Source organism: Streptomyces sp. NPDC079167 (genome assembly GCF_040686735.1).
Taxonomy (GTDB): Bacteria; Actinomycetota; Actinomycetes; order Streptomycetales; family Streptomycetaceae; genus Streptomyces.
This window is the reverse complement of record NZ_JBFBLO010000023.1, coordinates 61,411-81,278: the sequence shown is the minus strand read 5'-3', so window position 1 is coordinate 81,278 and position 19,868 is coordinate 61,411. Positions and strand designations below refer to the sequence as shown.

Genomic DNA, 19,868 nt, shown 5'->3' with positions numbered 1-19,868 from the left:
CGCTGGTCACCATTGACCCGGCATCGGCTCGGATGTTAGACAGCCTTGAGCGATATACGCAACGCCTGTTGCATATGATGCAACGACTATCCCCCGAGGAGAACCCCTTGGCCGCCGAGCAGTCCCCCGAACAGTCCGTGACGGCACTCGCCGGCGAACGGGTCGACCACCGCTTCAAGGCGCTGCCGCCGGACGCGGAGGGCCTCACGGTGGGCGCGCTGGCGGCCGAGCGCCGCAATCTGTTCACGGGCGGCTTCACCACCCCGGTGCTGGCCCTGTCCGCCGAGTCCGTCGAGGCCAACCTCGCCCTGCTGGAGACGTACGCGGAGCGGCACGGCCTCGCCTTCGCGCCGCACGGCAAGACGTCGATGTCCCCGCAGCTCTTCGCCCGTCAGCTGGAGTACGGCGCGTGGGGCATCACCGCCGCCGTGCCCCACCAGGCGCGGGTGTACCGGGCCTACGGCATCGCCCGGATCTTCCTGGCCAACGAGCTCGTCGACGCGGTGGCGCTGCGCTGGCTGGCCGGCGAGCTGGACGCCGACCCGGACTTCACGTTCGCCTGTTACGTGGACTCCGTGCGCGGCGTCGAGCTGATGGACGAGGCCCTGCGCGCCGCCGGTGCCGTGCGCCCCGTGGACGTCGTGGTGGAGCTGGGCGCGGGTGAGGGCGCCCGCACCGGCGCCCGTACGGAGGCCGACTGCGCGGCGGTCGCCGACGCGGTGGCGGCCACGTCCACGCTGCGGCTGGTGGGCGTCGCGGGTTACGAGGGCGAGGTGCCGGACGCCTCCCCCGAGCGCGTACGGGAGTGGCTGCGCCGACTCGTCGCGCTGGCGGTGGAGTTCGACTCCGCCGGCCGCTTCACCGCGCTCGCCGACGGTGAGGAGATCCTGGTCAGCGCGGGCGGCAGCGCGTGGTTCGACGCGGTCGCCGACGTCTTCGCCGAGATCCCCGCGCTGAGCCGGCCCGTCCTCAAGCTGCTGCGCTCCGGGGCGTACGTCAGCCACGACGACGGCCACTACCGCCATCTCACCCCCTTCAACCGGATCCCCGAGGAGGGCACGCTGCAGCCCGCCTTCCGCCTGTGGGCCCAGGTCGTCTCCCGCCCCGCGCCCGGGCAGGCGTTCGTCAACGCCGGAAAGCGCGACGCGGCCTACGACCTGGACCTCCCCGAGGCGCAGGTCGTCCGGTCCGCGCGCGACGGCTCGGTGCGGCCGGCCACCGGAATCACCGTCAGCGGACTGTCGGACCAGCACGGCTGGGTGCGTACGGAGGAGGGGGCGGAGCTGGAGGTCGGCGACTGGATCGGCATGGGGCTCTCGCATCCGTGCACGTCGTTCGACAAGTGGCAGCTGATCCCGCTGGTGGAGGCGGACGGCACGGTCACGGAGTACATCCGCACCTTCTTCTGATCCCTACGGGGTTCGTCTCCCCGACCCGCCCCTTCCCGTGACCGGGGGGCTCCGCCCCCGGACCCCCGCGCCTCAAACGCCGGCGAGGCTGGCTTTTCAGCCCGTCCGGCGTTTGAGGACCGGGGTCTGGGGCGGAGCCCCAGTTACGGGAAGGGGCGGGCCGGGGAACAAACACCCCTGAAAGGCGAGCAACACCATGGACCTGGTCATTCGCAACGCGGCCGTCGTCGACGGCACCGGCGACCCCTCCTACCGTGCCGACGTCGGCATCACGGACGGCCGGATCTCCGAGATCCGGCGAGAGGGCGACGGCCCCCGCCTCTCCGCCGCCCGCACCCTGGACGCCGACGGCCTCGCGCTCTCGCCGGGCTTCATCGACATGCACGCGCACAGCGACCTCGCGCTGCTGCGCGACCCCGACCACAGTGCGAAGGCCGCCCAGGGCGTCACCCTGGAGGTGCTCGGCCAGGACGGCCTGTCGTACGCCCCCGCCGACGACCGCACCCTCGCCGAGGTCCGCCGCTCCATCGCCGGCTGGAACGGCGACGGCAGCGACATCGACTTCGACTGGCGCACCGTCGGCGGCTATCTGGACCGCCTCGACCGCAACTTCGGCGGCGAGGGCATCGCCGTCAACGCGGCCTATCTCATCCCGCAGGGCACCGTCCGGATGCTCGCCGTCGGCTGGGACGACCGCCCCGCCACCGACGCCGAGCTGGACCGCATGAAGGAGCTCGTCGCCCAGGGCATGGCCGAGGGCGCGGTCGGCATGTCCTCGGGTCTGACGTACACCCCCGGGATGTACGCGAAGGACGCCGAACTCACCGAGCTGTGCCGGGTGGTGGCGGCGCACGACGGCTACTACTGCCCGCACCACCGCTCGTACGGTGCCGGGGCGCTCCAGGCGTACGAGGAGATGGTGCGGCTCACCCGCGACGCCGGCTGCGCCCTCCATCTCGCCCACGCCACCATGAACTTCGGCGTGAACAAGGGCAAGGCCCCCGAGCTCCTCTCCCTCCTGGACGAGGCGCTCGCGGCGGGCGCGGACATCTCGCTCGACACCTACCCGTACACGCCGGGCTGCACGACCCTCGTGGCCATGCTGCCGAGCTGGGCGAACGAGGGCGGACCCGAGTCGGTCCTGACCCGGCTCGCCGACGGGGCGACGGCCGAGCGGATCCGCCACGACGTCGAGGTCGTGGGTTCCGACGGGTGCCACGGCGTCCCGATCGAGTGGGACAGGATCGAGATCTCCGGCGTCGGCTCACCCGGCCTGTCCGGGTACGTCGGCCGCACGGTGGCCGAGTCCGCCCGGCTGCACGGCGAGGAGCCCTGGGTGACGGCCCGCCGGCTGCTCGTCGAGGACCGGCTGGGCACGACGATCCTCCAGCACGTCGGCCACGAGGAGAACGTCCGGCAGATCATGCGCCACCGGGTGCACACCGGGGGCAGCGACGGCATCCTCCAGGGCGACAAGCCGCACCCCCGCGCGTACGGCACGTTTCCCCAGTACCTCGGCCGGTACGTACGGGAGCTGGGCATCCTCACGCTGGAGGAGTGCGTCGCCCACCTCACGTCCCGGCCGGCCGCCCGCCTGCGCCTGCCGGACCGCGGGTACGTCCGCGAGGGCTACCGCGCGGACCTGGTCCTCTTCGACCCGGCCACGGTGGCGGCCGGGTCGACCTTCGACGAGCCGCGCACCCTCCCGGTGGGCCTGCCGCACGTCCTGATCGACGGGCGCTTCGTCATCGAGGACGGCAAGCGGACGTCCGTCCTGGCGGGCCGGTCGGTACGGGGCGGCGGACGGGCCGCGAGGGGCTGAGGAACGGCCTGCCGCCCCCTGGTCGAACAGCCGGCCAGGGGGCGGCACCCGCAGAAGAGCTCTATCGGTCCCTGTCCGTCAAGGGACGTTGTAGTAGTCGACCATGGCGTCGCCGAAGTCACCCCAGGCGTTCGTGCTCTGAGAACCCCAGATGCCGTCCACCTTGCCGGCGTTGTAGCCGTTGTAGTTCAGGAAGCGCTGCAGAGCCTTCTTGGTCTGAGTGCCGGGAATCCCGTCGATGTCGCCCTCGTAGCCGTTGTACAGGGACAGGACCTGCTGGATTCCGATCCAGCTGTTGGTTCCCAGCTGCCCGTCGATCGGGCCGTTGTAGAGACCGTGGAACCGCTTGAGCCAGGTCTGTACGCCCTTGGCCTTCCTGATGGTCAGACCGAGGTTGACCACGGCCTGCGCCCCGGCCTCGCCCTCGGCCGCGGCCGGCTGGGCCACCCGCGCGGTATCGGCGGCCTGCGGGGCTGCGTGACCGGGTGCTGCGCCGGCGAGGACGCCGGATGCCAGGGCGACGGCAACGGCGGTGGGGACGAGCGTCTTTCGGATGATCCCTGTTCTCATGGCACTTCCTTCTCGTGGGACGGCCTGGCCCTCACTCTGCCGACGGACGGCGGCTCCGGAGCGATGAGCAGGAGGCAGGTTCCTGCGAGGCCTCCCTCGGCCGTGGCAGGAACCTGCCGACCGCGCGGCACTCCTGGAAGCACCTCGGCGGGCATGTTCGGACGGCCCGGACAGTGTTCGTCCGGGCCGGGCCGGACGCGGCGCCACGGTTCGCGTACCTGTCCGCGCCGAAGGAAGAGGAGCCAGTGCGGAGATCAAGATCAAAACGTGCAAGAGCCCTGCTGGGCCTGCTTGCCGCAGGCTGTGTGTCCCTGACGCTGCTGCAGGTCCCGGCCGAGGCCCGCCCGGCGCGGTCGGAGCCCTCCCCGGCCGCCCGGCCGGGCACCGTACCCGTCGAGGACCGCGCCGAAGTGCTCGGCGCCGACTACCAGGACTCCGCCGACATCGCCTGGACGACCACGGGTGACGCGCAGGGGTTCCACCTGCTGACCGCGTCGGAGAAGAGCGGTTACACCTGGGAGACCCTGGCCTCACTGGTGGAGCCCGGCTTCGACGCGGACCAGTGGATCGGCAACGTCTGTGTGACCGGTTCCGGGAAGCGGGCGGTCGTCGTCTACGCGCCGCGCACCTTCACCAACGACGCGAAGCTCATGGCACGCGGCGGTTTCTCGGCCGTCGTCGACCTCTCGTCGGGCGCCGTGACCAAACTGAAGGTCAACGCGTCCCTGTCCTACTACAACCCGGGATGCGGTACCGGCGAGGAGGCCGTGCTCACCCAGTCCCCCGGCGAGGACAAGAAGCAGACCCGGCTGCTGCGGGTGGACACCGCCACCGGCAAAGCTGCCCAACCCGTCGTCGTCGACGGCCAGATCACCTCGTCGGTGCCGGCGGACGACGGACGGGTCGTGGCCGCGAACGGGCGCGACCTCGTCGAGATCGACGGCGAGGGCGGCAAGAGGAAGCTGGTCACCGCGGGGACGGTGCCGTACCGGATCAGCGAGGACGGTGACGGCGGGTACGTGTTCCTGGAACGCGTCCAGCGCAAGCGCCTCACGCAGGCCGGGACGACCCTCGTACGACGCTGGCCGGGGAGGGGCACAAAGGCCCCGAAGCTGGGCTCCGGACCGCTCGGCGACGTCGGTGTGACGCGCCGGGCCGTACAGGTCTACCTCACGGGTGACGTGACCGAGGCGGCGAAGCTGCCGAAGACGGTCACGCACCTCAAGGGCGCGAGCAAGGACGCGCGGCTCTCGACCACAGGGGCCACCGTCGTCCAGGAGACCGCCTGGGCGGACGGCAAGGGGGCCCCGAAGTCCCCGCGGCCCGGCACCGCCCAGGACGCCCGGCCGGTGAACATCACCGCGTCGGTACGCGAGAGCGGAAAGAAGGCCGAGTTCACGGTGACGCCGCTCGTGGCGAAGTCGGCGCAGTGGGGGACCTCGCGGACCATCTCACCACTGCTCGGCAAGGCCTCGGGAGTCAAGGCAGTCGCGGGCACCGGAACGGCCACGAAGGCCGTCGCCTCCACGACCGGCAGCCGCACGGAGATCGTGGAGTCGGAACGCACGTGTTCCGTGCCCCGCGGCGACCCGCGTAACCAGGCGACGCAGCCCAAGCCGCGTCAGGTGGAGTGGGCGGCGGACAAGGCCGTCGCGGGCAACCTGAACACCGGGGCGTCCCGTCCGGCGAACTGGAAGAACCTGGGGATGCCGGCGTACGCACCCCAGACCCTGTTCCCGCAGCCCGCGCTCTCGGGCGGTGGGAAGGTGCCCGCCCAGGTGCTGCTCGGGATCACCGCGCAGGAGTCCAACATGTGGCAGGCCGCCCGCACGGCGGTCCCGGGTGTGACGGGCAACCCGCTGATCGGCAACTACTACGGCATCAACTACTACGACGGCGACACCGGCAACGAGTGGGACGTCAACTGGGCCGAGGCGGACTGTGGTTACGGCATCACCCAGGTGACCGACCACATGCGGGCGGCCGGGCGTGAGCAGGGCTCGGGCGGCGCGGCCTGGGACTACCAGAAGCAGCGGGCCGTGGCCCTCGACTACGCGGCGAACATCGCGGCCGGTCTGCAGATCCTGGTCTCGAAGTGGAACCAGACCCGGGAAGCCGGGATGATCGTGAACAACGGCAATCCGGCCAAGCCGGAGAACTGGTTCTACGCCCTGTGGGCCTACAACAGCGGCTTCTACCCGCAGAACGGCAGCGAGCCCTGGGGAGTGGGCTGGACCAACAATCCCGCCAACCCGGAGTGGGACGCAGGCCGGAACCCGTTCATGGAGGACGCCGTCGGCAACGAGCACGCGCAGGACGCGGCGACCCCGCAGAACTGGCCCTACCCCGAGAAGGTTCTCGGCTTCGCCGCACACCCGCCGGCCTTCCTGGAGTCGCCCGGCACGTTCGTGCCGGCCTTCCGCGCCGGCTGGTGGAACGGCATCGCGGGCAACGCGCTGGTCCCACAGTCGGCGAAGTGGAACCGGGCCCATGTGAAGCCCCCCGAGGACCTGTTCTGCGCGGCGAGCAACCAGTGCGAACCCGGTCTCATCGGCGACAGTGCCCACAACGACACCGGAACGGGCCCCTGCACCCGCACCGACTTCAAGTGCTGGTTCCACGAACCCGTGCAGTGGAAGGACGACTGCAACTACTCCTGCGGCAACGAGTTCTTCCGATTCCCCTCCCCGGACTACGACGCCGAGCAGGCCGACGGCACGGCGTACCCGCCTCGATGCACCACCTCCGGTCTCCCGTCGAACGCGATGATCATCGACGACGTCCCAGCGGGCACGCCCTCCGTACGACCCGGCTGCCCCAACAGCGGCTGGACCGACCAGGGCACCTTCTCCCTGGACTTCGGCGACGGTGAGCCCGGGGTCGGGTACGACGGATCCGCCTCCACCGTCTGGCCCGCCAAGGTGGACCTGCACCAGCTCGGTGCGGGATTCGGCGGCCACTTCTACTTCGGTCACACGCGGAAGGACGACAGCGTCGGGCGCCGGCTGGAGATGACCGCCACCTGGAAACTGGACCGGCCGGTCGACGGCCCGGCGAAGGTCATGGTCCATCTTCCCGATCACGGCGCGCAGACGGCCCGGGCCAGGTACGAGGTGGTGACCAAGGCCGGCACCCGCTCCAAGGTCGTCGACCAGCGGGGCACGGGTAACCGCTGGGTCAGCCTCGGCGGCTTCATGTTCGACCGGGCGCCGGAAATCAGACTCAGCACCATCACCCCGGACGGCACCGGAGAGCAGGACATCGCGTTCGACGCCGTGGCGGTCGTGCCGATCGACGGGGAGTACGTCGAGGAGGCGCTCGAGGCCGTCGCGTACTTCGACGAAGACCAGAACATCGACGTCCGCACGGAGAGTGCCTTCTTCGACACGCCCCTGAAGAGCCGGCAGGCACTCTACGACTGGGCCCGGGACGTCTCGGGAGACGTCCTCGACCAGGGCACCTGCTCCTCCGGCGCGGGCCCTTCCTGCGCCATGCCCAAGACCGCGGCCGCGATGCGGAAGTGGCACGACGAGGTGACGCTGGCGGGCACGGACACCGAGCGGCACCCGGACGGGCACTCCGTCGCCGCCTGGATGAACTTCGCCAACGACATCGCCCACCGCCCGACGACGGACGTCCGGTCGCCGGAGTTCGGCACCGACGACCATGCCTACAAGCTGGTGACCGGCGCGCGGGTCTCCTTCATCAAGGCCGACGGCAGGATCGTCCAGGGCAGCGAGGCGGTCCAGTACCACGACCGCACGTCGAACACTCACATCCCGGACTTCGTGATGGACGCCTTCGAAGCCGTCGAGGCGGACTACGGGATCCAGCCGCCTGACCTGAGCTTCTCCGCGACCAACATGAACACGCACGACGGGAGGACTACCACAGCCGATCCGAACACCACCGGCATCCTGCCGGGACGCGCCTACAAATCCCTGGGCGCGGCACCGACGGTCACCGGCTACGACGACGAGGCGGTCACCGACGGCACCGGGACCTGTGTCTCCGTGCTGTACGCGGCCGGCGGGTCCATCGGATACCGGACCGCGCTCGGCCAGCGGTCGGTCACCGACGAGGTCGGGCGCTGGGTGACCGATGTCGCCGCCGCCACGGGTTCGAGGCTCGGTGAGCCGGTCAACAGGCTGGCCGGCGAGATCCGCAACATGTTCTTCAGGCCGGGCGTTTCCGGATCCATCTTCGGCGAAGCACCGCCCATCTGGCAGGAACTCAACTTCAAGACCTGCGTGGACGGCACGATCCGGCGCATCGGCGACAGCACGGACAGCCCGCAGCCGCTTCTGCGGAACAGCTTCATGCCCAGCCAGTATCTGTACCGCAACGGCCGTGCCGCGAACATGCTCGGCGAACGCTCGGGCCTCAGCAGTCCGGTGTACGACGGCGACTTCGAGAAGTTCAGCGGTCCGACGTCGGACGCGGAAGCGAACGACACTCCGTACGGGCCCTGCGACGCGACCGGCAACATCCACGGCGGTAATCCCTGGGGCATCGGTTACCTCATGCTCGACGCAGGCGTCGACCCGGCCACCGGGCGATTCTGCTCCGATCCGGACCGTACGCCGGACGCGGAGTACAGCCACTGACGGACTGACGGCCCGGGCGGCGGGTCAGCGCGGGCCCGTGGGGTGCGGACCGGACGAACCGTCCGGTCCGCACCCCGCTTCCAGGTACGCCGCAGAGGCATCGACTCGCTTATGTTCTGGATTCGTCCGCATCCGGTCTCCGTCCTTCCACCGGTGCTCGCAGAAGCTTTACCGGGTGGTCGCGCCGCTCCTACACTCCGTCGGAAACCTGGAGATCACTCGGTCGCACCGGGCCGGTTCACAACGGAGTGTCCCCATTGGCTGAGCACGAAATGCTCGTACTCGGGCTGTCCCACATCGAGGAAGACGTCTACCGGCATCTGCTCCGCAACCCAGGTGTCGAGGTGGAGGACATCCACGTCCTGCTGCGCCACGAGGCCGAACCGACCCGCCGGTCCATACAGAGGCTGCGGGACCTCAGGATCATCCAGGAGGTCGACGGCCGGACCCGGGCCTGCGAGCCGGAACTCGTGGTGGCACGCCTGGCCGAGCAGCGGCTCGAGGAGTTGTACGACGACATCCGCTCCCTCACCCATCTGCGCCCCCTCGTGGACTCGCTGGGGCGTGAGATCCCCGAGCCGGAGCTGGGCGAGGACCAGAGACCAGTCGAGCGGATCACCGGCCTGGAGGCGATCCGCACCCGCCTCGACGAGCTGGCGTTCTTCGCCCGTGACGAAGTGCTCGCGGCCGAGCCCTACGACGCGCTGACGCCCGAGAACATCGAGAGCTCCAGGCCCCTGGACATGCGCTGCCTGCGCCGCGGCGTGAGCTGCCGCAGCCTGATCCGCCTGACCGCCCTGGAGGACGGCCCCACCCTCGCCTATCTCCTGGAACTCACCGCGGCGGGTGCGCGGATCAGGGTCTTGGACGGGCTGGACGAACTCATGCTCGTGTACGACCGCCACACCGCCCTGGTCCCCCTCGACCCCGGCAACACGGCCAAGGGGGCGCTGTGTTCGCAGGAGGAGGGCATCGTGACGACCGTGGTCAACAACTTCGAGCGGCTCTGGGCAGGGGCGGACGACTTCACGGCCCTGCTGGAGCAGCGTGGCGGGAGCATGCCCGGTCCGGGTCTCACCGAGATCCAGGGCAAGGTGCTGCGCCTGATGTGCACGGTGGGCAAGGACGAGATCGGTGCACGTGAGGCGGGCATCGCGCTGCGCACCTATCGCCGTCACATCTCGGACCTGATGCAGCTTCTGGGCGCGGAGAACCGCGCCCACGCGGCACTCCTCGCCCGCGAGCGCAGCTGGATCTGAACGACCGCCGGCTCCCCCGGACGTGCAGGGGCAGCCGGCGGGCCTTCAGTTTCAGGGGCAGCCGACGGGCGGCTTCCCCTGCCAGCCGTTGATCGGGTCGCGGCACGGGTCGCTCAAGGGAGAGTCGGCGAGCTGCCGGACCTCCCTGTCCGCGCCGCCCGTCTGCCCGCCCGGCCCGGACATCGCCCAGGCCGGGCCGGCCAGCGTGAGGGCCACGAGGGCCGCTCCCGCGATGGTTCCACGCGTACCGCCGAAGATCACACGCATCTTGTTTCCCCGTAACCCGCCCGGCGCCCCGGTCCCCGTCCAGCCGGGGCGTCACGGGTGAACAGCCGTCAGTCTGCCAGCGGGGGAACCGGCGTGGGACGGCCTCGCCCGGCAGCCTCCTGCCAACCTCCGGGCAGGATCCTGCACGGCTCCGGGCGGCGGCGTCCGGGTCACGGTCCGGCGTCTGCGACCGGAGTTCCGTGGCGCTGACCCCGGCGGGCCGGGGCCTGAGCGACGGCTGATGGCGAACCCACCCCGCGTCAGGGCATACGCGGGCCGTGTTCCCCTGTCTCCTGTGCCGCCAGGGCATTTGAGAAACCCTTGAGGTCTCTGCGTAGTGTCGGGGTATGACACTCGACCTCGACGCCTACTTCGCCCGCATCGGCTGGTCCGGGGAGCGCCGCCCCACCGTGGAGGTGCTGCGGTCCGTGCACCGCGCCCACCTGCTGGGCATCCCGTTCGAGAATCTGGAGCCCCTCCTCGGCAGCGCCCCGTCCCTCGCGCTCCCGGATCTGGAGAGGAAGCTCGTCCGCAGTGAGCGCGGCGGGTACTGCTACGAGCACAACACCCTCCTCACCGCCGCACTGACCGAGCTCGGGTTCAAGGTGACGCTGCTGACCGCACGGGTGGTGCTGGGCGCCGCGCCCGGTGACGTCCGGCCCCGTACGCACATGCTGATGCGGGTGGACGTGGAGGGTGAGCCCGCCCCCTGGCTGGCCGACGTCGGCTTCGGTTCGCACGGCGCGCTGCTGGAGCCGATCCCGCTGGTGGTGGACACCGAGCTGCTCGACACCCCGCGCCGCCACCGGCTCGTGCACGCCCCGCACGACGGCCCGCTGGAGATGTGGGAGCTGCAGACGGACAAGGGCGGGTACTGGGAGCCGCAGTACGAATTCACCCTGGAGCCGTTCGAGGCCCCGGACTACGAGGTCATCAACTGGCACATCGCGACGAACCCGCGCTCGCCGTTCCGGCAGGCGGTGTACGCCCAGCGCACCCTGCCGGGCCTGCACCGTGCCCTGTCCGGTCGGACGCTGGTGGAGACCGCCGACGACGGCACGGTCGCGGAGCAGGAGCTGAGCGACTCCGCCGAGGTGCTGCGGGTGCTGGCCGAGGACTTCGGCGTACGCCTCCCGGAGGGGACCGTCCTGCCCGGTTGACCGGGGTGGCGCATCTCACCCGGTGGGGCCGCTCACGCCCGCATTCCAAGCCGGGGCCCCGCCCGGACCGGGCGTTCCCACGGTCCGCGGCGGGGGCGGCATGCCGATGGAAGACCCGGCACGCCTTCGCGCGCCCCCGGAGGGAGCAACCGGTGCGCGAACCGGGAGCACCGCGCGAAACACGGTCGTAAGCTCGCAGACATGCAGGTCATCCAGTCCACGAAGCTCGCCGGCGTCTGTTACGAAATCCGCGGCCCCGTGCTCGAGGAAGCGATGCGGCTCGAAGCCGCTGGTCATCGCATCCTCAAGCTCAACACGGGCAACCCCGCGGCGTTCGGCTTCGAGTGCCCGCCGGAGATCCTCGAGGACATTCTGCGCAACCTCTCGGGTGCACACGGATACGGCGACGCGAAGGGCCTGCTGTCCGCGCGCCGCGCGGTGATGCAGCACTACCAGACCAAGGGGATCGACCTCGACGTCGAGGACGTCTACCTGGGCAACGGTGTCTCCGAGCTGATCCAGATGTCGATGCAGGCACTGCTGGACGACGGCGACGAGGTGCTCGTCCCCGCCCCGGACTACCCGCTGTGGACGGCCTCGGTCTCCCTGGCCGGCGGCACGGCCGTGCACTACCGGTGCGACGAGCAGGCCGACTGGATGCCCGACCTCGCGGACATCGAGCGGAAGATCACCGACCGCACCAAGGCGCTCGTGATCATCAATCCGAACAACCCGACCGGCGCGGTCTACGACGACGAGATGCTGCGCGGGCTGACGGAGATCGCCCGCCGCCACAATCTGGTCGTCTGCTCGGACGAGATCTACGACCGGATCCTCTACGACGGCGCGACGCACACCCCGACCGCCGCGATCGCCCCCGACCTGATGGTGCTCACCTTCAACGGGCTCTCCAAGAACTACCGGATCGCGGGGTACCGCTCCGGCTGGATGGCCGTCTGCGGCCCGAAGGCCCACGCCTCCTCGTACATCGAGGGGCTGACGATCCTGGCCAACATGCGTCTCTGCGCGAACATGCCCGCGCAGCACGCGGTGGCGACCGCGCTCGGCGGGCGGCAGTCGATCAACGAACTGGTGCTGCCGGGCGGGCGGATCCTGGAGCAGCGGGACGTGGCGTACGACCTGCTGACGCAGATCCCCGGCGTGACCTGTGTGAAGCCGAAGGGGGCGCTGTATCTCTTCCCGAGGCTCGACCCCAAGGTCTTCAAGATCAAGGACGACCGCCAGATGGTCCTCGATCTGCTGCGGGCCGAGAAGATCATGGTGGTGCAGGGGACGGGCTTCAACTGGCCGGAGCCCGATCACTTCCGGGTGGTCACGCTGCCGCCGGCCAAGGACCTGACCGACGCGGTGACGCGTATCGGGAACTTCCTGGACGGCTACAGCCAGCCCTGAGCGACGAAGATCTCTCAGATCCTGCACAACTTTAGACTGAATCCAAGATAGGATGGCCTTACTGCACGCTCCAGGAGGCCACCCATGTACGAGCCGATCCGCACCAAGTCGGTCCACACATCGGCCGACAACGCCGATTTCCCGCACCGCAGCCGCGAGGACGAGCTGGACATCCAGCTCGCCGGACACCTCGCGTCCCTGCTCGCCGTCACCGACGAGCTGGGCCTCGACGCCATGGGCGACCGCATCGCCGGGCAGGTCGCCCGGCTGCGCTCCGCACCGCCCGCCCGGCACGCAGGCCGGAGCGACGCCTCCCCGGCCGCCCTGCACCGCCGCGCCCACGCCCTGGCCGGGCGCGCCCTGCTGGTGGCCGCGTCCCGCGCGGACACCGCCGTGGCGATCCTCGCGGCCGAGGCGATGGACGCGCACGCCGAGGCCCTGACCGCCACCGCCGCGCCGACCGCTCTGGTCGGCGCCCCCTGACGGCCCCGGTCCACGGGTCGCGAAGACGCGTGGACCGGGTGCCACACACCGAGCCGGGTGCGGACCGCACCCGGCTCGCGCGCTTTCCGCCCGTGATCGCCGGGTGCTACGGCACGGGAGCTCTGACCGCCCCGGCTCCCGGCCCCCGGGCCCGGCCCGCCACCCCGCGGGAAAGGGGCGACACCCGGAGCCTGAGGGGGCTCCGGGTGCCGTGCCGCGGCCGGCCCGTGGACCCCACAGGTCAGGGCGGATGCCGGAAGGGCCCGGCCGCGGGGATTCGGAAGGTGGTCAGCCCAGGCGCTGGACCAGCGCGCGGTACTCGTCCCACAGCTCCTTCGGGGTGTGGTCGCCGAAGGTGTTGAGGTGCTCGGGGATCAGCGCGGCCTCCTCGCGCCAGACCTCCTTGTCGACCGTGAGCAGGAAGTCGAGCTCGGACTCGGAGAGCTCCAGGCCCTCGGTGTCCAGGGAGCCCTTGGCCGGCAGGATGCCGATCGGGGTCTCGACGCCCTCGGCCTTGCCCTCCAGCCGCTCGACGATCCACTTCAGGACACGGCTGTTCTCGCCGAAGCCGGGCCACACGAACTTGCCCGCCTCGTTCTTGCGGAACCAGTTCACGTAGTAGATCTTCGGGAGCTTCGTCTGATCCGCCTTGTCGGCGCCGACCTCGACCCAGTGCTTCATGTAGTCGCCCATGTTGTAGCCGCAGAACGGCAGCATGGCGAACGGGTCGCGGCGCAGCTCGCCGACCTTGCCCTCGGCGGCGGCGGTCTTCTCGGAGGCGACGTTCGCCCCGAGGAAGACGCCGTGCTGCCACGTGAAGGACTCGGTGACCAGCGGGACCGCGGAGGCGCGGCGGCCGCCGAAGAGGATGGCCGAGATCGGCACGCCCTTCGGGTCCTCCCACTCCGGGGCGATGATCGGGCACTGGCCGGCCGGGACGGTGAAGCGGGCGTTGGGGTGGGCGGCGGGCGTGCCGGACTCCGGGGTCCAGTCGTTGCCCTTCCAGTCCGTGAGGTGCGCGGGGAGTTCCTCGGTCATGCCCTCCCACCAGACGTCGCCGTCGTCGGTGAGCGCGACGTTGGTGAAGACGGAGTTGCCCCACATGGTCTTCATGGCGTTGGCGTTGGTGTGCTCACCGGTGCCGGGCGCGACGCCGAAGAATCCGGCCTCGGGATTGATCGCGTACAGCTGGCCGTCCTCACCGAACCGCATCCAGGCGATGTCGTCGCCGATGGTCTCGACGGTCCAGCCGGAGATCGTGGGCTCCAGCATGGCGAGGTTGGTCTTGCCGCAGGCGCTCGGGAAGGCCGCAGCGACGTACTTCGACTCACCGCGCGGCGGCGTGAGCTTGAGGATCAGCATGTGCTCGGCGAGCCAGCCCTCGTCCCGCGCCATCACGGAGGCGATGCGCAGGGCGTAGCACTTCTTGCCGAGCAGGGCGTTGCCGCCGTAGCCGGAGCCGTACGACCAGATCTCGCGGTCCTCGGGGAAGTGCGAGATGTACTTGGTGGAGTTGCACGGCCACGGGACGTCCTGCTCGCCGGCGGTCAGCGGGGCGCCGAGGGTGTGGACGGCCTTGACGAAGAAGCCGTCGGTGCCGAGCTCGTCCAGGACGTCCTGGCCCATGCGCGTCATGGTGCGCATCGAGACGGCGACGTACGCGGAGTCGGTGATCTCGACACCGATCGCGGAGAGCGGCGAGCCGACGGGGCCCATGCAGAACGGGACGACGTACATCGTGCGACCGCGCATGGAGCCGCGGAAGACGCCGTTCTCCCCGGTGAAGATCTCGCGCATCTCCGCGGGGGCCTTCCAGTGGTTGGTCGGGCCCGCGTCCTCCTCCTTCTCGGAGCAGATGAAGGTGCGGTCCTCGACGCGGGCGACATCGCTCGGGTCGGAGGCGGCGTAGTACGAGTTGGGTCGCTTGACCGGGTCGAGTTTCGTGAAGGTGCCCTTGGCGACGAGCTCCTCGCACAGGCGCTCGTACTCGGCCTCGGAGCCGTCGCACCAGACCACGCGGTCCGGCTGGGTGAGGGCCGCGATCTCGTCCACCCAGGAGACGAGCTCCTGGTGACGAGTGGGAACAGTGAGGGGAGCCGCGATGTCTCGCGCCACGATCGCTCCTTGTAGAGAGGGTGTGTTGTCAGGCCCCGTGGGGGCTGCGACCCGGATGCTGACCCCTTCGAATTCCCCAGGCGCTCATCCGGTGCCGACCGCACTCATTTGATCATCCGACCATCGCGCCCATATGTCCAGAGGGCCGCCCACGTGAGCATCGCCACTGATATGAGTTACCTACGGGAGCGTAGGTAGCATGCCGATATGACTTCTGCCGCCTCCGGGTCCGGACCCGTCGAGCTCACCGACCCCGTCCCGGTCAAACCACGGATGCGCGGCTGGCTGCACGCCGGAATGTTCCCCGCGGTGGTCATCGCCGGCATCACGCTGATCGTCCTGGCCGACAGCACGCGCGCGCGGATCGCCTGCGCCGTCTACGTACTCAGCGCCTGCCTGCTGTTCGGTGTGAGCGGGGTCTATCACCGTGGCACCTGGGGCCCGCGTGGGGAGGCCGTGCTGCGCAGGCTCGACCACGCCAACATCTTCCTGATCATCGCGGGCACCTACACGCCGCTGACGCTCCTCCTGCTGCCCGAGTCCACCAGCCAGCCGCTCATGTGGGCGATCTGGGGCGCCGCGGCCGCCGGCATCGCCTTCCGCGTCTTCTGGGTCGGCGCCCCGCGCTGGCTCTACACCCCGTGCTACATCGCCATGGGGTGGGCCGCGGTGTTCTTCCTGCCGGACTTCATGCGCACCGGCGGCATCGCGGTGCTGGTCCTCGTCGTCGTCGGCGGGCTGCTCTACAGCGTGGGGGGCGTCATCTACGGCCTGAAGCGCCCGAACCCGTCACCGCGCTGGTTCGGCTTCCACGAGGTGTTCCACTCGCTGACGCTGGCGGCGTTCATCGTGCACTACGTCGGCATCTCGCTGGTCGCCTACCAGCAGTAGGCGTCTCTCCGTACGGCGAAGGGCCCGGCCGTGGCGGCCGGGCCCTTCGCCGTACCCACGCCACCGTGCCGTACGTCAGCCGCCCAGCTTCCCGGCCAGCTCCTCCGCGTCCGTCGTGGGCGCGTCGCACACGAAGTGCCGGCAGACGTACGCGGTCGGCTCGCCGCCCGCCATCGGCCGGTCCACCAGCAGCGGGAACTCCGTGCCCGCGTCCGCCGTCTCGCCCGCCGCGACGACCGCGCCGGGCGCCCGTCCCAGCAGCGCCGTCCGGTGCAGCTCGCCGCCGACCGGCCCGGCCACCGCGACCTCGCGCGGGCCGTCCAGCAGCGCTTCGGCGACCGCGAGTCCCCAGCCGATGAAGCGGGGGGCCTTCGGGCCGAGCGCGCCGACGATCCCGAGGGCACCCTCGGCCGCCGTACGGTGCGCCTCGGAGCCGGTGTGGGCCGCGTAGGAGAGCAACGCCCCCGCGGCGGCGGTCCAGCCGGCCGGGGTGGCGCTGTCGGTGGGGTCCTGGGGGCGGCGGATCAGCCGCTCCGCGTCGTCGGCGGTGTCGAACAGCTGGCCGCCTTCGCCGGTGAAGCGCTCCAGCACGATGTCCAGCAGGAAGCCCGCGAAGTCGAGCCAGGCGCCCTCACCGGTGACGGAGGCGAGCGCGAGGAAGCCTTCGGCGACATCGCCGTAGTCCTCCAGGACCCCGGAGTTCTCCCCCGCGCGGCCGTCCTTCGACGTGCGGCAGAGCCGGGCCACGTCGCCCATGTGCACCCGTACCAGCAGGTCGGCGGCCTCGGTGGCCCGCTCGACCAGGTCAGGGCGGTCGAAGTACGCGCCGGTCTCGGCGAGCGCGGCGATCGCCAGGCCGTTCCAGGCCGCGACGATCTTGTCGTCGCGCTCGGGGCGCACCCGCAGCTCGCGCGCCGCCAGCAGCCGGGCACGCACGTCGGCGACCCGGTCGGCGTCGGCGTCCTCATCCGCGGTCCGCACGAGCCGCAGGACGGAGGACCCCTCCTCGAAGGTGCCCTCCTCGGTCACCCCGAAGTGGTCGGCGGCGAAGGCGGCGTCCTCCTCGCCCAGGACCTCGCGCAGCTGCGCGGGCGTCCACACGTAGAAGGCGCCCTCTACATGGCGCCCCCGCTCGTCCTCGCTGTCGGCGTCCAGCGCGGAGGCGAAGCCTCCCTCGGTGGTCCGCAGCTCGCGGACCATGAAGTCCGCCGTCTCCAGCGCGACCCGGCGGGCCAGGTCCGAGCCGGTGGCCCGCCACAGGTGGGCGTACACACGGCACAGCAGGGCGTTGTCGTAGAGCATCTTCTCGAAGTGCGGGACGGTCCACTCACCGTCGACCGCGTAGCGGGCGAAGCCCCCGCCGAGCTGGTCGTAGATCCCGCCGCGCGCCATGGCCGCGCAGCTGTCGGCGGCCATCTGCAGGGCGCCCTCGGATCCCGTACGGGCGTGGTGGCGCAGCAGGAACTCGATGACCATGGACGGCGGGAACTTGGGCGCGCCGCCGAAACCGCCGTGCTTCTCGTCGTAGTCGCGGGTCAGCCGCAGCAGGGCCTGCGCCAGCTCCGGTTCACCGGGCAGAGCGCCCTCACCGCCGGCCAGGGAACGGCCCGCGAGGTCGCGGACGATGCGCCCGGCCACCTCGGCGACCTCCTCGCGCCGGTCGGTCCAGGCGGCGACGACGCCTTCGAGGACCTGCTGGAAGGAGGGCATGCCGTGGCGGGGCTCGGGCGGGAAGTACGTGCCGAAGTAGAAGGGCTCGGCGTCGTCGGTCAGGAAGACGGTCATCGGCCAGCCGCCCTGGCCGGTCGCCGCCTGGACGGCTTCCATGTACACGGCGTCGACGTCGGGCCGTTCCTCGCGGTCGACCTTCACGGGCACGAAGTGCGCGTTGAGGTAGTCGGCGACGGCCGGGTCCTCGAACGACTCGTGCGCCATCACATGACACCAGTGGCAGCTGGCGTACCCGACGCTGAGCAGGACGGGGACGCCGCGGCGGCGGGCCTCCTCGAACGCCTCGGGCGACCACGGCCACCAGTCGACGGGGTTGTCGGCGTGCTGGAGGAGGTACGGGGAGGTGGTCTGCGCAAGTCGGTTGGCCATACCCCAATCCTCGCGCACCGAGGGTGGCGGCGGGGGGACGGGCTCACCGGGGCCGGAGGTTCGGCCTGTCGGCGCCCGCACCGGGAGTCGAGCGCGACAGCAGGACTTGCCGTGCATCCACCCCAGGCGGTCTTCGAGGCACTGGTGGCACGTGGCGCCGGCCGCACCGTGACCCGATGCGGCGTCCAATGGTGGGGACCGCGACGCGGACCGGCAGGTGCCCAGACGATCCCGCGAATGTAATAGAGCCGGTCTTACAATGCTTCCGGGAAGCAGAACCGCTCCGGAGTCACCGAAAACATCTCCGTATCCATGCCTTCCGAGCTGGTCAGTGAACTCCGGTCGAGGACCGGCCGCCGAGGCCTGTCCGGCTACGTCACCGAGGCTGTCAGGCACCAGCTCGCCATGGACGGGCTCGCCGAGATCGTGGCGTCGCACGAGGAGGAACACGGCGCGCTCACGGAGCGGGAGATCGAGGCCGCTCGTCGCGAGCTGTTCGGAGAGGCGAACACCGAGCGGGGCGCCGCGTGAAGGAGCAACCGGCCCGCTCGCTGGTGCTCGACTCCGAGGCGCTCTCCCTGCTGCTGCGCAACGACCGCGGCATGGCGGCTCGCATCGAGGCATCCCGGCAGGCGGGGGTCCCTGTCCTCGTGTCCGCACTGACCATCGTTGAAGCCGTGCAGGGAGAGACCGATCCTGCGCGGTTGAAGTGGGTGCTCTCCCGGTTGCGGGTGGAACCTGTCAGCCAGGAGGATTCCCTGACCGCCGTGGCACTGCTTCAGGACGCGGGTGGGCTGCATGGGCACAAGTACGCGATCGACGCCCTCGTTGCCGCGCGCGCACTCCGCGCCCCGGCCCCTGCGATCGTTCTGACCTCCGACCGTGACGACTGGTCCAAGCTCTGCGGGAAGCGCGTGATCATCAGAGACGTGTAAGCAGCGCCGACTGCTGGGTTCGTGGGTCCACAGGCGCCAGTGGCAGCTGGCGTACCCGACGCCGACCAGCACCGGGGCGCCGCGGCGGCGGGCCTCCCCACTACGGGGACAGTAGGCTGAGCCAAGCAGTGCTGTGACTGCAGAGCTCCTCGAAGGAGGTACACCATGACCGCCGAGATGGTGGCGCCCGCGTGGATGCATACGCAGATCAGCGCGGAGCAGTACGACTCCTGGTCCGAGGAGCAGTGCGCCGGCATCGAGATGGTGGACGGGATGGTCGTCGTGAGCCCGAGCGCCTCCAAGCGGCACAACCGCCTGGCCCGGATCCTGGCCAATGCCCTGGACGCCGCCGCGGGCCCCGACTGGAACGCCGACACGGACTTCGACGTCCGGCTGCAGGACGTTCCGCTCACCAACCGCCGTCCGGACGTCGTCGTCTACCGGGCGGAGACCATCGACATCACGCCCACCCGCCCCGAACACGTACTCCTGGTCGCCGAGATCGTGGCGCCCGGCTCGGAGACCACCGACCGGGTCGTGAAGGTGGACGAGTACGCCAAGGCCGGCATCCCCTTCTACTGGCGGGTCGAGCAGGCCGCCACAGGTGTCCCGATCGTCCACACGTACGTACTCGATCCCGCCACCCGGGCCTACAAGGACGGCGAGATGTTCACCGGCGTGATCGAGGCTGCCGCCCCCTTCTCCGTCACGGTGGACCTGGGAGCCGTCTGACAGCCCTCGCCGAGTGCCCCGCGCCTCCCGGTCTCGCGGGCTCCCTGTTGCCGGGGCGTCCGAGCGAGGACACTGGATGGTCGACGCAGCGGATCCGGCCGCGAC

At 70.6% G+C, this 19,868-nt stretch carries 15 protein-coding genes; 11 read left to right on the top strand and 4 right to left on the bottom strand.

Annotated elements, in window-relative coordinates; all coding sequences use genetic code 11:
* Positions 1-107 precede the first annotated feature (107 nt).
* Both AB0P41_RS32680 and AB0P41_RS32675 read left to right on the top strand, forming a co-directional pair.
* Positions 108-1,409 (top strand): amino acid deaminase, encoded by a 1,302-nt coding sequence (locus AB0P41_RS32680; protein WP_365935722.1) that lies wholly within the window; start codon positions 108-110, stop codon positions 1,407-1,409.
* 196 nt (positions 1,410-1,605) lie between these two features.
* Positions 1,606-3,231, top strand: a complete 1,626-nt coding sequence (locus AB0P41_RS32675; protein WP_365935720.1) for a D-aminoacylase — start codon at positions 1,606-1,608, stop codon at positions 3,229-3,231.
* Between the two features lie 78 nt (positions 3,232-3,309).
* Here AB0P41_RS32675 and AB0P41_RS32670 read toward each other — a convergent pair whose 3' ends face one another.
* Positions 3,310-3,801: a peptidoglycan-binding domain-containing protein gene (locus tag AB0P41_RS32670; RefSeq protein ID WP_356713022.1), complete on the bottom strand. Its 492-nt coding sequence runs from the start codon at positions 3,799-3,801 to the stop codon at positions 3,310-3,312.
* 305 nt (positions 3,802-4,106) lie between these two features.
* Between AB0P41_RS32670 and AB0P41_RS32665 the strand changes: the two genes are divergently transcribed.
* The gene (locus AB0P41_RS32665) at positions 4,107-8,408 is read left to right on the top strand and encodes a hypothetical protein (RefSeq protein ID WP_365935718.1); all 4,302 of its coding nucleotides are present in this window, start codon (positions 4,107-4,109) and stop codon (positions 8,406-8,408) included.
* Positions 8,409-8,665: 257 nt separating this feature from the next.
* Complete coding sequence (locus AB0P41_RS32660; RefSeq protein WP_356713018.1) at positions 8,666-9,667, top strand: helix-turn-helix transcriptional regulator; 1,002 nt, start codon at positions 8,666-8,668, stop codon at positions 9,665-9,667.
* A gap of 51 nt (positions 9,668-9,718) precedes the next feature.
* Here the strand turns inward: AB0P41_RS32660 and AB0P41_RS32655 are convergent, their stop codons facing one another.
* Positions 9,719-9,934 carry a hypothetical protein gene (locus AB0P41_RS32655; RefSeq protein ID WP_356713016.1) on the bottom strand — a complete coding sequence of 72 codons (216 nt, stop codon included), beginning with the start codon at positions 9,932-9,934 and terminating at the stop codon, positions 9,719-9,721.
* A 347-nt stretch (positions 9,935-10,281) separates the two neighbouring features.
* On the opposite strand from AB0P41_RS32655, the gene AB0P41_RS32650 reads away from it, so the two are divergent.
* From AB0P41_RS32650 to AB0P41_RS32640, 3 genes are all read left to right on the top strand, one after another.
* Entirely contained in the window at positions 10,282-11,094 is an 813-nt protein-coding gene (locus AB0P41_RS32650; protein WP_365935716.1) for an arylamine N-acetyltransferase, read from the top strand.
* Positions 11,095-11,295: 201 nt separating this feature from the next.
* Entirely contained in the window at positions 11,296-12,507 is a 1,212-nt protein-coding gene (locus AB0P41_RS32645) for a pyridoxal phosphate-dependent aminotransferase (protein ID WP_104788609.1), read from the top strand.
* Between the two features lie 84 nt (positions 12,508-12,591).
* Entirely contained in the window at positions 12,592-12,990 is a 399-nt protein-coding gene (locus AB0P41_RS32640; RefSeq protein ID WP_356713012.1) for a hypothetical protein, read from the top strand.
* A 288-nt stretch (positions 12,991-13,278) separates the two neighbouring features.
* Here the strand turns inward: AB0P41_RS32640 and AB0P41_RS32635 are convergent, their stop codons facing one another.
* On the bottom strand, positions 13,279-15,105 hold the full coding sequence (locus AB0P41_RS32635) for a phosphoenolpyruvate carboxykinase (GTP) (protein WP_356713010.1): 1,827 nt from the start codon (positions 15,103-15,105) through the stop codon (positions 13,279-13,281).
* 207 nt (positions 15,106-15,312) lie between these two features.
* On the opposite strand from AB0P41_RS32635, the gene AB0P41_RS32630 reads away from it, so the two are divergent.
* On the top strand, positions 15,313-15,996 hold the full coding sequence (locus AB0P41_RS32630; RefSeq protein WP_356713008.1) for a hemolysin III family protein: 684 nt from the start codon (positions 15,313-15,315) through the stop codon (positions 15,994-15,996).
* Between the two features lie 75 nt (positions 15,997-16,071).
* On the opposite strand, the gene AB0P41_RS32625 is transcribed toward AB0P41_RS32630, so the two are convergent.
* Positions 16,072-18,096, bottom strand: coding sequence for a thioredoxin domain-containing protein (locus AB0P41_RS32625; protein WP_365935713.1), 2,025 nt, complete (start codon positions 18,094-18,096; stop codon positions 16,072-16,074).
* 312 nt (positions 18,097-18,408) lie between these two features.
* Here AB0P41_RS32625 and AB0P41_RS32620 point away from each other — a divergent pair, with 312 nt between their 5' ends.
* The 3 genes from AB0P41_RS32620 to AB0P41_RS32610 all read left to right on the top strand — a co-directional run bounded on the left by AB0P41_RS32620 (position 18,409) and on the right by AB0P41_RS32610 (position 19,763).
* Positions 18,409-18,627 carry a hypothetical protein gene (locus tag AB0P41_RS32620; RefSeq protein ID WP_365935711.1) on the top strand — a complete coding sequence of 73 codons (219 nt, stop codon included), beginning with the start codon at positions 18,409-18,411 and terminating at the stop codon, positions 18,625-18,627.
* Positions 18,624-19,031: a PIN domain-containing protein gene (locus tag AB0P41_RS32615; RefSeq protein ID WP_365935709.1), complete on the top strand. Its 408-nt coding sequence runs from the start codon at positions 18,624-18,626 to the stop codon at positions 19,029-19,031. Before AB0P41_RS32620 ends, AB0P41_RS32615 begins: the two co-directional genes overlap by 4 nt.
* A gap of 165 nt (positions 19,032-19,196) precedes the next feature.
* Entirely contained in the window at positions 19,197-19,763 is a 567-nt protein-coding gene (locus AB0P41_RS32610) for a Uma2 family endonuclease (protein ID WP_365935708.1), read from the top strand.
* The last annotated feature ends 105 nt before the right edge of the window (positions 19,764-19,868 follow it).

Coding starts and splice junctions, on each gene's coding strand:
- AB0P41_RS32650 (WP_365935716.1), top strand. CDS start 10,282: ATGACACTCGACCTCGACGCCTACTTCGCCCGCATCGGCTGGTCCGGG.
- AB0P41_RS32675 (WP_365935720.1), top strand. CDS start 1,606: ATGGACCTGGTCATTCGCAACGCGGCCGTCGTCGACGGCACCGGCGAC.
- AB0P41_RS32655 (WP_356713016.1), bottom strand. CDS start 9,934: ATGCGTGTGATCTTCGGCGGTACGCGTGGAACCATCGCGGGAGCGGCC.
- AB0P41_RS32630 (WP_356713008.1), top strand. CDS start 15,313: ATGACTTCTGCCGCCTCCGGGTCCGGACCCGTCGAGCTCACCGACCCC.
- AB0P41_RS32645 (WP_104788609.1), top strand. CDS start 11,296: ATGCAGGTCATCCAGTCCACGAAGCTCGCCGGCGTCTGTTACGAAATC.
- AB0P41_RS32625 (WP_365935713.1), bottom strand. CDS start 18,096: ATGGCCAACCGACTTGCGCAGACCACCTCCCCGTACCTCCTCCAGCAC.
- AB0P41_RS32640 (WP_356713012.1), top strand. CDS start 12,592: ATGTACGAGCCGATCCGCACCAAGTCGGTCCACACATCGGCCGACAAC.
- AB0P41_RS32620 (WP_365935711.1), top strand. CDS start 18,409: ATGCCTTCCGAGCTGGTCAGTGAACTCCGGTCGAGGACCGGCCGCCGA.
- AB0P41_RS32670 (WP_356713022.1), bottom strand. CDS start 3,801: ATGAGAACAGGGATCATCCGAAAGACGCTCGTCCCCACCGCCGTTGCC.
- AB0P41_RS32610 (WP_365935708.1), top strand. CDS start 19,197: ATGACCGCCGAGATGGTGGCGCCCGCGTGGATGCATACGCAGATCAGC.